This is a genomic window from Dolichospermum sp. UHCC 0406 (assembly GCF_009712025.1).
GTDB lineage: Bacteria > Cyanobacteriota > Cyanobacteriia > Cyanobacteriales > Nostocaceae > Dolichospermum > Dolichospermum lemmermannii.
On sequence record NZ_VILA01000019.1, the window covers coordinates 236,316 to 250,063 of the forward strand.

The 13,748-nt window shown below is 38.3% G+C and carries 12 protein-coding genes and 1 pseudogene; 7 read left to right on the forward strand and 6 right to left on the reverse strand.

The annotated features are described in order from the left end of the window. Nucleotides 1–29 precede the first annotated feature (29 nt). Together FJR09_RS18490 and FJR09_RS18495 are read right to left on the reverse strand one after the other, a co-directional pair. A complete protein-coding gene (locus tag FJR09_RS18490) occupies nt 30–1,103 on the reverse strand; it encodes a fatty acid desaturase (RefSeq protein WP_015083213.1) in 1,074 nt (357 codons plus the stop codon). A gap of 229 nt (nt 1,104–1,332) precedes the next feature. Continuing rightward, complete coding sequence (locus tag FJR09_RS18495) at nt 1,333–2,148, reverse strand: acyl-CoA desaturase (RefSeq protein WP_015083212.1); 816 nt, start codon at nt 2,146–2,148, stop codon at nt 1,333–1,335. Between the two features lie 86 nt (nt 2,149–2,234). Between FJR09_RS18495 and FJR09_RS18500 the strand changes: the two genes are divergently transcribed. Next, entirely contained in the window at nt 2,235–3,464 is a 1,230-nt protein-coding gene (locus tag FJR09_RS18500) for a methionine gamma-lyase family protein (protein WP_015083211.1), read from the forward strand. A 67-nt stretch (nt 3,465–3,531) separates the two neighbouring features. On the opposite strand, the gene FJR09_RS18505 is transcribed toward FJR09_RS18500, so the two are convergent. After that, on the reverse strand, nt 3,532–3,909 hold the full coding sequence (locus FJR09_RS18505; protein WP_015083210.1) for a GxxExxY protein: 378 nt from the start codon (nt 3,907–3,909) through the stop codon (nt 3,532–3,534). 77 nt (nt 3,910–3,986) lie between these two features. Continuing rightward, nucleotides 3,987–5,180, reverse strand: a complete 1,194-nt coding sequence (locus tag FJR09_RS18510; protein ID WP_015083209.1) for a Coenzyme F420 hydrogenase/dehydrogenase, beta subunit C-terminal domain — start codon at nt 5,178–5,180, stop codon at nt 3,987–3,989. Between the two features lie 221 nt (nt 5,181–5,401). Here FJR09_RS18510 and FJR09_RS18515 point away from each other — a divergent pair, with 221 nt between their 5' ends. The 3 genes from FJR09_RS18515 (at nt 5,402) to FJR09_RS18525 (ending at nt 6,896) form a co-directional block, all read left to right on the forward strand. After that, nucleotides 5,402–5,776 (forward strand): hypothetical protein, encoded by a 375-nt coding sequence (locus FJR09_RS18515; RefSeq protein WP_158310558.1) that lies wholly within the window; start codon nt 5,402–5,404, stop codon nt 5,774–5,776. Nucleotides 5,777–6,071: 295 nt separating this feature from the next. Beyond that, nucleotides 6,072–6,473, forward strand: a complete 402-nt coding sequence (locus FJR09_RS18520; RefSeq protein WP_015083207.1) for a hypothetical protein — start codon at nt 6,072–6,074, stop codon at nt 6,471–6,473. A gap of 15 nt (nt 6,474–6,488) precedes the next feature. Beyond that, nucleotides 6,489–6,896, forward strand: coding sequence for a DUF6575 domain-containing protein (locus FJR09_RS18525; protein ID WP_168634117.1), 408 nt, complete (start codon nt 6,489–6,491; stop codon nt 6,894–6,896). A gap of 131 nt (nt 6,897–7,027) precedes the next feature. Here FJR09_RS18525 and FJR09_RS18530 read toward each other — a convergent pair whose 3' ends face one another. Next, on the reverse strand, nt 7,028–9,244 hold the full coding sequence (locus tag FJR09_RS18530; RefSeq protein WP_041458574.1) for an NHL repeat-containing protein: 2,217 nt from the start codon (nt 9,242–9,244) through the stop codon (nt 7,028–7,030). 397 nt (nt 9,245–9,641) lie between these two features. Here FJR09_RS18530 and FJR09_RS18535 point away from each other — a divergent pair, with 397 nt between their 5' ends. The 3 genes from FJR09_RS18535 (at nt 9,642) to FJR09_RS18545 (ending at nt 13,360) form a co-directional block, all read left to right on the forward strand. Further along, nucleotides 9,642–10,811, forward strand: coding sequence for a glycosyltransferase family 4 protein (locus FJR09_RS18535; RefSeq protein WP_168653284.1), 1,170 nt, complete (start codon nt 9,642–9,644; stop codon nt 10,809–10,811). 18 nt (nt 10,812–10,829) lie between these two features. Beyond that, nucleotides 10,830–11,981, forward strand: a complete 1,152-nt coding sequence (locus FJR09_RS18540; protein ID WP_015083203.1) for a glycosyltransferase family 4 protein — start codon at nt 10,830–10,832, stop codon at nt 11,979–11,981. Nucleotides 11,982–12,097: 116 nt separating this feature from the next. Next, entirely contained in the window at nt 12,098–13,360 is a 1,263-nt protein-coding gene (locus FJR09_RS18545) for an ABC transporter ATP-binding protein (protein ID WP_015083202.1), read from the forward strand. A gap of 98 nt (nt 13,361–13,458) precedes the next feature. Here the strand turns inward: FJR09_RS18545 and FJR09_RS25460 are convergent. Beyond that, nucleotides 13,459–13,626, reverse strand: a pseudogene (locus FJR09_RS25460) (RNA-guided endonuclease TnpB family protein); the annotation flags it as partial. Nucleotides 13,627–13,748 lie beyond the last annotated feature (122 nt).

Sequence of the window (13,748 nt, forward strand, 5' to 3'; positions counted from 1 at the left end):
AGAATTGGTGCTAAAAGTAGAAAGAATTACTACTTCACCGTTGATAATTTTTCTTCACGATATTCGTCAAAAGTTATATAACCAATATCAGTTTTATAAAGTTGACATTGATTAGTAATGTCCTTCATTAAACCCCAAGAGAATTTATATTCATCATGGAGATAAGCACCCCAATTTTCTTTGATGCTGCTGTAAGCCAACCGCAAATTATAGGAAGGAATAGCAGTAGAAATATGATGGGGAACATGAACATTAATATCGTGACAAAGAATTTCTACCCAACGAGGATAATCACAATGAACTGTTCCAAATAACTGTGCTAAAGCCTCATTCCATTTATTAGCAGTTGCAAAAGGAACATCTGGAAGAGTGTGGTGAACAATGGTGAAGGTACTCATCCAGAAATGGTAAACCATCCAGGGAATAACCCAGAATTTAATAAAACCCCAAACACCAGTTGTAATAATCAAAGTTGGGAAAACAATCGCTGCAAAAACAGCCACTACAGCCACAGAAAATTTAACACTATCTTGTTCTTTTTTCGGAAAATTGCGCCAATCAAAATGCACAACCGCCCAATGGCCAATAGAACCTACCCACCAGAGACGTTTACTGATAAACAACTCAAAGACAGACTGTCTACTTTTAGACCAACTTGCAAAAGTTTCTGTTCTAATAGGATGCCAAGCGTTGTCTTCGTCTAGCTTGTTGGTATGTTTATGGTGATGATTATGTTTAATGCGCCAGCTATGAAAAGGGTAAATTAAGAACATCATAAAGAAATGTCCCACTAAATCATTTACCCAGCGACGGTTTGCAAATGAACGATGAGCGCAATCATGTCCAATAACGAAAAAACCTGTTAAAGCAGTTCCTGTAAAAATCCACGCTATGGGTAGAAGAAACCAAGGGGAAATTGCTATAAAATAATAGCCTAATGCAGCCATAGATAGACTGATAAGCACAGTTGTCCATGCTTTGCGGCTATTTTTCTGAAAACATTCCTTGGGTAGACTTTTGATAATATGTTTTAGTTTTATTTGGTCTTTACCAAGGTCTGTGGAGACCGCTATTTCCTGACTTTTGATGATTGATGTAGTCATGAATACCTGAAAAACAACAGACAGCTAGACAAGGTTACTAAAAAAAGTAACTTGCTGCAAAGTTTTGTAACATTAATTTCTGAGATTATAGCAACCTTAGAACAACTTAGGATAGATATTGAGCAATTAAAAATTTCAAATTAAAAATTGCTTTATTTACACACAAAAAGTCAATAGTTTCCAGCCAAAAAATGACTACAAAACTATTGACTTTGAGCAGAAAATCTGCTTATGCCTTTTTCTCTGCCAGCTTTACGTTTGTCGCTAGACCTAGTAATTGTAATAACTGAATTGTCATCCAAGTCAGATCAATTTCCCACCATTCCAAACCATGACGGGCAGAGTATTGAAACGCATGGTGGTTATTGTGCCAGCCTTCACCAAAAACGAGAATGGCAACCCACCAACAATTAGTTGACTGGTCACCAGAATCATAAGTGCGGTATCCGAATTTATGAGTAGCACTATTTACCAACCAAGTACAGTGATAAACCCAAATAATCCGCGCAAAAATTCCCCAAACTACCATTGGCCAGCCACCTAAGAAATATAGGATTATGCCCAAGGCAACTTGTAATAAAATGAAATTTTTCTGTAAAAACTGATAAACTGGGTCATCAATAATGTCTTTAGTGAAGCGAGGAACTTGACTGTGAGCAGGAGCAAAATGAATCATCCAACCCATGTGACTCCACCAGAAACCTTGATTTGAATCATGGGGATCAGATTCAGTATCAGAATGTAAGTGGTGAATTCGATGTGTACCTACCCATTCAATTGGACCACCTTCACAAGATAGTGTCCCAAAGATTACCAAGACATACTCTAGCCATTTAGGCGTTTGAAAACTACGGTGAGTGACAAGACGGTGATATCCCAAAGTAATACCTAAACCTCCAGTCACCCAGTAAAGCAATAAAGCAACACCAATTGCCTTCCAGCTAAAATTGCTCGGAATTAAGGCAAATAGAGCGCCGACGTGCAATGAAACGAAAAATAGGGTATTAACCCAGTTAATGGGAGGTTTAGAAGTAGCAATTGTCATGCAGTAACCTGAATAGAAATTGTTCAGCCTAATCTGCGAGATCCTAAAATCCGCATATCTATTTTATGTTTTTGAATGAGGAAATGATGAACAGCTTTGAACGGCTGCGGGAAGCAGAACAGGCACTATTAGAAATTTTTTCTGGTATTGACGCTCAGGTCAAGCATAATCTTAAAAGAGTATTAGATGCCTTTCGTCATCACCGAGTAGGCGCACATCATTTTGCAGGCGTAAGTGGCTACGGACACGATGATTTAGGACGAGAAACCTTAGATAAAGTTTTTGCCGAAATAATGGGTGCTGAAGCTGCTGTGGTGCGAGTGCAGTTTGTTTCGGGAACTCATGCGATCGCTTGTGCGCTGTATGGTGTACTTCGTCCTGGGGATGAAATGTTAGCAGTAGTCGGTTCTCCCTACGATACTCTCGAAGAAGTAATTGGCTTGAGAGGACAAGGCCAAGGTTCTCTAATTGATTTTGGCATAAAATACCGCCAATTGGAACTAACTGATCAAGGAAAAATAGATTGGCAAAACTTAAACACTAGCATTACCGACAACACAAAGTTAGTATTGATTCAACGTTCCTGCGGATATTCATGGAGGCCAAGCCTCTCCATAGCCGACATAGAAAAAATTGTTCACATCGTTAAACAGCAAAACCCGAACACCGTTTGTTTTGTAGACAACTGCTACGGCGAATTCATCGAAACCCAAGAACCAACCCATATTGGTGCTGACCTCATAGCCGGATCATTGATCAAAAATCCTGGAGGTACAGTCGTGAGTGCAGGTGGTTATATAGCCGGACGCGCCGACCTAGTAGAAGCAGCCGCTTGTAGACTCACAGCCCCCGGTATTGGTAGCGAAGGAGGAGCAACCTTTGATCAAAACCGCCTGTTATTCCAAGGATTATTTTTAGCCCCACAGATGGTAGGGGAAGCAATGAAAGGAACATACCTGACAGGTTATATATTTGACAGACTCGGATATCCAGTCAACCCCCCACCATTAGCACCCAGAGGAGACGTGATTCAAGCGATTAAACTCGGTTCAGCCAAAAAACTGATCGCCTTCTGCAAAGCCATACAGCAGCATTCACCCATAGGATCTTATCTAGAACCCATACCCGACGATATGCCCGGCTACGAAAGCCAAGTGGTGATGGCTGGGGGGACATTTATCGAGGGGAGTACCTTAGAATTATCGGCAGATGGACCATTGCGTGAGCCTTATGTGGTTTATTGCCAAGGGGGGACTCATTGGACTCATGTATCTATTGCTTTACAAGCGGCTATTGAGGCTGTGGGGGAGAATTAAGAATAGTTTCGCGCAAAGTCGCTAAGGAGCAAAGGCGCAAAGGAAGAGGGGGAAGAGAAGGAAGAGGTTAAAGTTTGTTGGCTATGCGTTTAATGCCGTCTTTGATGAGGACTTCACCAAAGTTGATGAGTAGTCCAAGGCGTATATTGGCAAGAGTTAGATAGGTGATAAGTTGTTTTTTGTGTACAGGGTGGAGGGTTTCTAGGGATTTGATTTCAATGATGACTTTGTTTTCAACTATGATGTCTGCCCGAAACCCTTCCTGTAAATGAACACTTTCGTAAACTACAGGTATTGCTTGTTGTCTTGCTACCTGTAAACCTCTACTCTCCAATTCATAAGCCAAAACAGTCTCATACACAGATTCAAACAACCCTGGTCCTAATCTGGTATGAATCTTATAAGCAGCATCAACAATCTGAGTCGCAATTTCATTCTCAGTCATATAAACCTCCTTCTTAATACCTTACCTCCTTCTTCTTCCCTTTGCGCCTTTGCTCCTCTGCGCCTTTGCGCGAAATCTTATTCCGGTAACTTATACTGCCCCACTATCCGCTTCGCAAACTCCGGTACATGAGCTTCTAATTTTTCTCCATGATTCCGCTTCACATATAAGTAATTTCTCGCAAAGTGGGAATCTATGGAAAATCTCGCATATTCTAGTCCTTTGGGGCCAATTTTATCTATGACTACTCCCATTAATTTCGCTGCCCACATGGGTAAGGTGACGGCTTGATCATAAGCTGGTATGCTTTGCTGTACTGCTGGTTTGCGGTTTCCTTGGGACGTGACTGGCTGGGTGTGGAGTTGGTCTTTGACGAGTTCGAGCATTTCTTTGCCTGTATCGTTTCTGACTACTATCCATTGCCATTGGTAAGGTGCGCCCATATACCCGACGACGATATCAGCGAGGGAGTTGACGTAATCGAAGCAACTCATACATGATGGGGCGAAGATGTCTTTGAGGACGTTGGTTTTTAAGCCGAAGAAGGGGACTGTTTCTTCTGAACCGTCTTCGTGTTTGAAGTGGACTCGGAAGTCTTGCATGAATTCGTAGCTGACTACTGTTTGGGGGGAACGGCTGGTGGTTTCTAGGAATTTTTGCAGTCCGGCGCGGGTAACGTTATCTACGCATGGTGTTCCCAGTACGTAGAGTTTTTCTAAGCCGAGTTTTTTCTCTACGGCTCGTAATGCTTGGATTTGACAACCTACTCCGATGACTAATAACCTCTTCATTCCTGATTTTTCTATCTGTTCTAATACGGATAGGTTGGGGGATAGGGTAGGTTTATTGACTTTGGCTGCTAGTATTTCTTCGGGTGTGCGGGCGATGATGGGCATGGGTTGAAAGCGGTCTTCTTTGCTGTTTTGCACACAAACTACGCCTTCAACTAAGCCACGATTTAGCATTTCTATGGCTATGCTGCTTACTATTCCTGTCCATTGTGCGCCTTCTATGGGTTGTTGTTTTCTGGCGGACATCATTTCTTGATGAACTCCAAAGTAAAGTTCGTTTTCGTCTTCTAGGTTGCGGGGACGGTTATGGGTGGTGGTTTCTAGTTCGTCTATTCTTTGGGTAATGAAGGCGCAGGCTTCTTTGACGTAGTGGATGTAGTAGGTGTCGCATAGTCCGCATTCGCTACATAGTTCTTTTGCGGGGCGCACGCTTCCGGGTTTGAGGGCTTTGGCTTTTTTGTGGGATTCTATGGATGTCATCTATTTTGTTTATTTTTACTAAATATGGCTTTTATTACCTTACCGTTTGGGGATGTGAACTTAAAGATAGAAATTGAAATAGAGGAAGACTGGTGTTTGATTGCTGACGTGATTGATATTCCTTTACTCTATAATGAGTAAACAAATTAATACACCAAGAAATTTAAATGCTGCGTATATTCCAAAATTCCAAAAGCGTAATATCAGTGTGTCTAGCTACATTGCTGATTTTAGTAAGCACTATAACTATTTTTCCATCTACAGCTAGTGCAGCAGTTATAGAGATAAATGTTGTTAAATGTGAATCTGGTAGCAACTGCTCAAATATCGCCTCGTTTGCAGCGGGAGCAACCACCGGAATCGTTGCTGGTAGTGCAGTAACACTCGCTGCTACTGGAAACACAGCTACCATTGTAGCGGTTGGAGCAGCTATGGGACAAGCAGCAATAACAAGTTTAGCTCCATTAGTTGCAGATGCTGGAACTATCAGTGCATCGCCAGTTTTAGTTCCTGTAGGAATAGCAGCCGCAGGAGGGTATGCTGCATATCAGTTATGGCATAATTTCAGCGATAATCAAAGTCAAAATGCAAATTAGCAGTTTCTTGTTTGCTGTAGTTTGTACAATTTTGTAAGTCACTAATTTTTTCAGTAATCTGATTATTTCAATAAGCCTTAGGTTAATTTATCGAGGGTTTTTTGCTGTTAATATACATCTTCCATTATCCCACAAAACCGCCTGAGAATTAATTCTCAGTCTCATAGCGAAAGTCTGTTAAAACAGACTGAATAAATATCAATCTTCATTCAGCTTTAGCTGGATTTTGCTATTAGCGTAATTTCTTGGCGGTGGTGATATCATTTAAAAAATGTATTAAAATAAAAGAAACAACATGAAATGGCCTCAGTATTTTCCTGAAAATTGCCCTCCTGAAGCTGCTCAACCAATTTCAGGAACTATTTACCGTCTGGTAGATAATAACCCTCCTACATCTGATGATTTTAGATCATGGCGTAAACAAAATATAGATCAACCTTGCCCTAAAAACATCACAGAATGTCAAACTTGTGGACTCTCTGTTTTTACCTCAGCAGCAGGAGTTTGTAATGCTCGTAATAAAGTTCCTGCACTTCGCAAAAAACAAGTAGCATTAGGATATGGAAATTCTGATTTAGGAGTAATGTTAAATACACCTTCCAGAAAAACAGGTAATCATCATCATACTTGGTGGTTTCCAGCTAATCAAGAACCTTGGAAAAATTTTGAAATTGTTAATATTACTTCTCCTGACTAAACATGAGGTTTATCTATGAAATTACTACCACAATACCCACCGCTAGTAAACCTAGAAATTATTGAAATCTATGAATATTATGATTTTCCCTGTTTATTTAGCTGTCAAAATGCTTCAGGACAGATTTTTTTAGCTGTTTGGATAGATGAAACACCAGATCATAAAACTTGGCTTTATTCTCCCATGTCGAAAAGCAGATTAAAAAATATTCGTTCTGGTAATATTGATTTATATGATGCTTTTAAAAAATCAGAAGATGGTTTTATTTATCAAGCTATAATTTCTGAAAATGATAATTTGGATGTTGTAGAAATTATATTTTGTGAATATCTCAATGATGAATATTTACCCATGGCTGGCGAAACTATTGATTTTTCCGATGCAGTTTTTCCTCTGGAAAATAAGGAAAAAATCAGGATTTAATTGTAAATTAGGGAAGATTTTAGATAAAAGAGCGATCGCTCACCCAAAATACTCTAAATTGATTTATATACCCAACTTATTTAATAAATTGGGTATTTCCGAGTTCACAAATTATTTAAACTGGCTATAAATCAAATAGGAAACTGATAGATAAGCACCTTACCTTGCCAATTTTCTTCGACAAATACGAGATATTCATCATTAGCACGACGGAAAGCACGGATACCATAGGGAATATCAACCCAACCACTTTCTTTCCCAACTTCTGCACCTGGAGTCATCTTTTTCACGAGTTCTCCCGTAGCAGTTTTGTAAACATATACCTCTGCGGTTTTGACACCCACTGCAAATACATAATCACCTGCTACACTCATGGCTGCGGTGGCAATTTCTCCTTTACCTGTGGTGTCGTAGGGAACGACGGTTCGCCATTTGGGAGTGCGATTTCCTTTACTCCAATTATCGAAGCGAGCAATTTCTGATCCTATGACTTTGGCATCATCAGCAAATGCCGGATGTTCAATAGTAAAACCTGATAAATACATAGTATCTGTTTCGGGAAAATATTCAATCCGTCGCAAGTCTTTAAAGGTGCTAGGAGTCCTGATTTTTTTCATCGAACTATAGGTATAAATGGGGTTTCCTTTACTATCTAATCCCTGTAAAGGATAATGACGAATGCCATCTTCTGTTCGCAAAGTTTTCCAAATATCTCCTTTGCTATCTACCCACCAACCTCCGATATAGGGATAGTCTTGACTGCTATCATATTCATTTTTTTCAAATGCACCATTGCCATTACTATCACGCCAAATCCATTCTCCGTTTGCGGGTTGATTGGGTGGCCAATTGCCATTAATAGATTGTTTATTCTGATCATTAGTACCCACAAACATCCCGGCAGGAATTGCAATTTTACCATCTGTTTTTGGTTCAAAACGATAAATTTGCAAAAAGCTGTTGAACATATTTGTGAGGAATAGAAAAGGTTTTCCTTGAATTCGGCGGACAAAAGTTCCATCTGGTGATGTATGCAGCCGTGGATCTTGAGCATATTTAAAGGGATTAACTGTGTAGGCTTTATATGTCCACTGTTTACCAGCAGGCTTGCTATAATCCATGACATATTGTTCTTGTTTGGTGAATATATTTACACCATCTGTTTTTGGATCTGTATCTGCATTATCTACAAATATTAATCCTAGTAATTGCCATTGTATTTTTCCTGCTGGCGAAAATTTTCTTAAATCTGTTCCTGATTTATTGAAGCCATTACTATTTACATAAATATTACCTTTTGCATCTGTACCAACTCCTGTAATGCCGTAGAGTTTGGATGTTTTTATTTCTCCAGGTACACCACCAAAAATACCTTTTTTATCCCCAAAAGTATCTACACGAACCGGCTGATTATTAATATTGTAAATTACCAATTGTTGATTAATCCCATTTTCTGCTACTAACAGTCTGCCGAGATTATCAATGGCTAATGCTGATGGTTTATCAACATCTATTATTTCTTTTGGTAATTTTTTTCCGTCTTGAGAATAATTGACAATTTTTCCAAATTTAGCACCTTTTTGATTTTGAATAATCCACAAACTACCTTTTTTATCAATGGTAATTTTTTCGGGACTATTAACCTTAAATTTGTTTATTTCTGCCATTGTTTCGGTATTATAAACCCGAACAATATTCTCCCCAGCATTGCTAACAAATAGGTGATTATTTATTGTTGCTATTCCTGTGACTTCATGACTTTTGCTGGTAATTAACATACTTTTATCCCAGCCATTCCCTTTCTCAAAAGGTGCAGGTTTTCCTGTTAAGTCATAACGTCTGACGCAGTACCAAGTTTGTCCTTGGGGAGGATAATCTTCTTTAGTTTGATCTACTCCACCTTGAGTCATAGAAATATAAATATATTTGCTATTTACTGTTATTGCTTTACCCCCTAAACGATTCCAACCATGTGTATCTTGGAGGATAAAAATTGGTTTACCATCTTTATATATTCCTGCTTCACTACCAGCTTCATCCCAAGCACTATTTGTGTAAATTGTCCCATCATCTTTGACATACATTCCTTCTATGTTATTTTGTACTCGCAATTTACCATTACCAATGGTATTTCCTAACCAAGAAGTAATATATGTAATTTCAGGAGTTTTGACTGCTTTGGATTTTTTAGTTGTGGCTAAATCCATTGTCATTCCGGCAAATGTTATAAGTAGTCCACAGGTTAAACCAAGTAAAATATTGAAAGTTATTTTTTTTCGCCAATATCTCCTCGAAAATAAGTTATGAAGATATTGATAAAGTTTGTAGCAAGTTTTACTAATCTGCATAAATAATTCGGTTGCTGTAATATGCTTTTTGAATTTTTAATTTATCCCTGTGGGATAGGCTTTTAAATTCTTACTCATAAATTAACAAATAAATTTTATCTTGCAGTTAATTTCATCAAAACTTTATCAACAATATATATTTTCAAAATAAATAAATAAATTATACTTGATACTGTTGATATTTTTACGAGTATCTATTATTTGTTATGTAAATATATTTTTTTGATGTATTTTGTTTGTGGAAATAGAATAATTTTTATATTTAAACCGATTTTGATTCTCAGCGTCGTATTAAAAGATTATGCTGAAAATAAATTATCTTGGCATTGACAAAATAAATAAAAGCATAAATCAAAATAACTCATCTCAATTTATCTATCAAAAGGGAGATAAGTAAGTGGCAGGTAAAGATATAGAATTAAGTTCAGCATCGGCATCTATTCTAACTTTAGGTACGGGTTGGTTTCCTAACAATCCTGGAGGCTTAGAACGGTATATTTATGAACTAATTCATAAATTAGCAGCATCTCAAGACCAAGTAGAATTATGTGGAGTGGGTTTACCTCTAGATGCTAAAAATACACAGATTAAGTTGACTAATTTAGCTTGTCCAGATAGTAAAATTAGTTCTCGGTTATGGTCAATTCGTGATAATTTTCAGAAAACAAGATTAGGTAAACCTGATGCAATTAATCTCCATTTTGCATTATATAGTTTTCCAATTTTAGATATTTTACCTAAGGGAGTACCGGTTACTTTTAACTTTCATGGTCCTTGGGCTTCGGAAAGTCAGGAGGAAGTTGTTAATAAAAAGTTGAGTGTTTGGCTAAAGGAAAAAATAATAGAACAAAGCACTTATAATCGGTGCGATCGCTTTATTGTCCTTAGTAAAGCTTTTGGTCAGATTCTCCATCAAAAATACCAAGTTCCCTGGCAGAAAATTCACATCATTCCTGGTGGAGTTGATATTAATCATTTTCAGAATAATCTCTCGCGTCAAGAGGCTAGAATAAAACTAGGTTGGCCAACTAATCGGCCGATATTATTTACTTCCCGTCGCTTAGTTCACCGCATGGGAATTGATAAGTTATTGCAAGCTATAGCTATGATTAAAGTGGGAATTCCTGATATTTGGTTAGCTATAGCTGGTCGTGGTCATATTCAAGCTTTACTTCAACAACAAGCTAGAGAATTAGGTTTAGAAAATAATGTGCAATTCTTAGGTTTTGTACCTGAAAATGATTTACCTGTGGCTTATCAAGCGGCTGATTTAACTGTGATGCCAAGTCAATCTTTTGAAGGTTTTGGATTAGCTATTTTGGAATCTCTAGCCTGTGGTACTCCTGTTTTATGTACTCCTGTGGGGGGAATGCCAGAAATTTTGCAGAAATTTTCTCCAGATTTAATTACTGAGGCGATTACTGTTGAAAGTATTGCTGATAAATTAGCACAAGTTATGTTAGGAAAACTGCCTTTACCTTCTAGGGAAGAATGTCGTAATTACACAATTAAAAATTATGATTGGACTAATATTGCTCAACAAGTTCGGCAAGTTCTCCTAGCTTAAATTGATGATAGAGATTGTATGAAAATTCTATTCTTAGACCAAAGTGGTAAACCTGGTGGGGCTGAATTATGTTTAGTTGATATTGCTAAACCTTATGGTCAAAATTCCCTGGTTGGTTTATTCGCAGATGGTGATTTTCGTAAGTTACTCGAAGAAAACCAAATTCCTGTGGAGGTTTTGACAACTCAAGCCATTAAAGTTGGTAAACAAAGTGGTTTATTTCCAGCATTAGCTAGTTTAGGGCAAATAATTCCTTTAATTAATCAGGTTATGCAACGGGCAAAGAAATATGATTTAATTTATGCTAATACTCAAAAGGCTTTAGTTGTCGCGGCAATAGCTAGTTTTTTCGCTCGTCGTCCTCTCGTTTATCATTTACATGATATTCTTTCTCTAGAACATTTTAGTAAAACTAATTTGCGAGTTGCTGTTAATTTAATTAATCGTTGCGCTGCTTTGGTCATTGCTAATTCTCAAGCTAGTAAAACGGCATTTTTACAAGCTGGAGGAAAACCGGATATAGTTGAAGTTGTTTATAATGGTTTTGCTATAGAAAATTATCAAGTTGATGCATTAGAAGTTAGAAAAATCCGAGCTAATTTAGAATTAGAAGGTAAATTTGTTGTTGGACATTTTAGCCGGCTTTCTCCCTGGAAAGGACAGCATATTTTAATTGAGGCTCTTTCTCAATGTCCAGAAAATGTGGTAGTAATTTTAGTTGGTGATGCTTTATTTGGTGAACAGGAATATATTCAGGATTTACATCAAAAAGTTGCTGGATTGGGGTTAGAAAATCGAGTCAATTTTTTAGGTTTTCGCTCAGATATTCCCAAATTAATGGCAATGTGTGATTTAATTACTCATACTTCCACTGCACCTGAACCTTTTGGAAGAGTTATTGTTGAAGCTATGCTGTGTGGTAAACCTGTGATTGCGGCTCAAGCTGGTGGTGCAATAGAATTAGTGGAAGATGGGATTAATGGTTTTTTAGTCACACCTGGAGAACCTCAAGAATTAGCAAAGGTGATTCATAATTGTCTGCAAGAATCTGTAAAAACTGCGAATATTGCCAATAATGCCAGAATTAGTGCCGGTCAACGTTTTGATGTCAAAATTATTAATCAGCAGATTCAAGAATTGCTAGAATCAATAAGATCCCCGACTTCTTGAAGAAGTCGGGGATCTGGAAGTCAAGGATCTGGGTCTTGGGAAACAATGTATAATATGTAATGTATGGGTGGAGAAATCCCGCCTTTACAAATTAATAAATTTTAAAGTGAATTCTCGTGGCACAAGTTGTATTAGAAAATGTTTATAAAAGTTTTCCCTCTCGCGGTGGGGAAGGTGCAAAAACGCAACCAGACGGTACAGATGGTGTAAGTGTCTTGCGACGGATTAATTTAACCATTGCTGATGGTGAATTTATGGTGCTGGTGGGACCATCTGGCTGCGGTAAAAGTACCCTGCTGAGGTTAATCGCTGGGCTGGAGGTAATGACTGGTGGTAACATTTCGGTAGGAGATACCGCAGGGCTTCGCTTGATTAATGACTTACCTCCCAAGGACAGGGATATCGCTATGGTGTTTCAAAGTTATGCACTCTATCCCCACATGACTGTATATGACAACATTGCTTTTGGCTTACGTCGTCAGTTTCCAGATCAGGAAGTTGGCAAAAAAAGACTGACTCAATGGGGCGAAAATCTACTTGTAGGGTTAACAAAAAAGTTACCTAGTGGATTACGGTATATTTCTCCAAAAGAAAGAATTGTTAATGAACGAGTCCAAAAAGTTGCGGGTTTATTACAAATTGAAACTCTGTTAAATCGGTTACCGAAACAACTTTCCGGGGGACAAAGACAACGGGTAGCATTAGGACGAGCGATCGCCCGCAATCCCCAAGTATTCTTAATGGATGAACCATTATCTAATTTGGACGCTAAACTACGAGCTGAAACCCGCAGCCAAATTGTTAAATTACAACGTCAATTGGGAATAACGACGATTTATGTTACCCATGATCAAACTGAAGCGATGACAATGGGCGATCGCATTGCCATTATGTCAGAAGGTAAAATACAGCAAGTTGCAGCACCTTTAGAACTATATAATCGTCCTGCTAATCGCTTCGTCGCGGAATTTATCGGTTCTCCACCCATGAATTTTATCCCTGTGGAGTTTCACGCACCTTTATTAATTACCCATACTAACTTTCGCTTTACCCTTCCAGATGTGTGGGGAAGTGCGTTACAAAACTACGACGGACAAACTTTAATATTGGGTATTCGTCCAGAACATCTCAGTTTGGGTGTACCTGCTACTAAAAATTTACCAGTCAAAGTAGACTTAGTAGAAAACTTAGGAAATGACACTTTTTTAGCTGTAAAAATTTCTGATCCTGATTTACAAAATGTAGATGGACAAACTTTACAAGTTCGAGTTCCCCCAGATAGATTTATAAAGATAAATGACCAACTTTGGTTATCATTTGTGCCTGATAAACTGCATTTTTTTGACCCCAAAACCGAGTTAGCAATATTTCAACAATAAGGGAAGAGGTAAGAAGAAATATATTTTTATTTACCAATTCTCTATTCCCTGTTCCCTATTTTAATGATATAAAGCACTATGGGTTGACACTCCCCGGTCTAAAGACGCGGGGATTCTTTAATCAAAGACATGACTTGCTCAGACAGGATCTCTCCAGCCTGAGTAGAGGACTCATCTCCTAAAGCGTTGCTCATGTCTATCATGAAAGTTCCCGTATGCCCTACGGTACTCAATCCTCGACTAAGGATATTTCTAGCTGCATTCTGGTAGAGTCGAGGGGGAATATTATTTCCCGCCCCTCTCTGTTAAATCTGGGCGTGCAGCTTTCACCGCACCCAGCTTCCGATGTTCTTAGCTTTTGCTTTTGCTCTTATGGATATAATCGTGG

What these genes read in the sequence shown, in the direction of transcription:
- FJR09_RS18510 (WP_015083209.1), bottom strand. Translation starts at nt 5,180, where the DNA reads ATGACATCCATAGAATCCCACAAAAAAGCCAAAGCCCTCAAACCCGGA.
- FJR09_RS18505 (WP_015083210.1), bottom strand. Translation starts at nt 3,909, where the DNA reads ATGACTGAGAATGAAATTGCGACTCAGATTGTTGATGCTGCTTATAAG.
- FJR09_RS18495 (WP_015083212.1), bottom strand. Translation starts at nt 2,148, where the DNA reads ATGACAATTGCTACTTCTAAACCTCCCATTAACTGGGTTAATACCCTA.
- FJR09_RS18500 (WP_015083211.1), top strand. Translation starts at nt 2,235, where the DNA reads ATGAACAGCTTTGAACGGCTGCGGGAAGCAGAACAGGCACTATTAGAA.
- FJR09_RS18540 (WP_015083203.1), top strand. Translation starts at nt 10,830, where the DNA reads ATGAAAATTCTATTCTTAGACCAAAGTGGTAAACCTGGTGGGGCTGAA.
- FJR09_RS18530 (WP_041458574.1), bottom strand. Translation starts at nt 9,244, where the DNA reads ATGCAGATTAGTAAAACTTGCTACAAACTTTATCAATATCTTCATAAC.
- FJR09_RS18520 (WP_015083207.1), top strand. Translation starts at nt 6,072, where the DNA reads ATGAAATGGCCTCAGTATTTTCCTGAAAATTGCCCTCCTGAAGCTGCT.
- FJR09_RS18525 (WP_168634117.1), top strand. Translation starts at nt 6,489, where the DNA reads ATGAAATTACTACCACAATACCCACCGCTAGTAAACCTAGAAATTATT.
- FJR09_RS18490 (WP_015083213.1), bottom strand. Translation starts at nt 1,103, where the DNA reads ATGACTACATCAATCATCAAAAGTCAGGAAATAGCGGTCTCCACAGAC.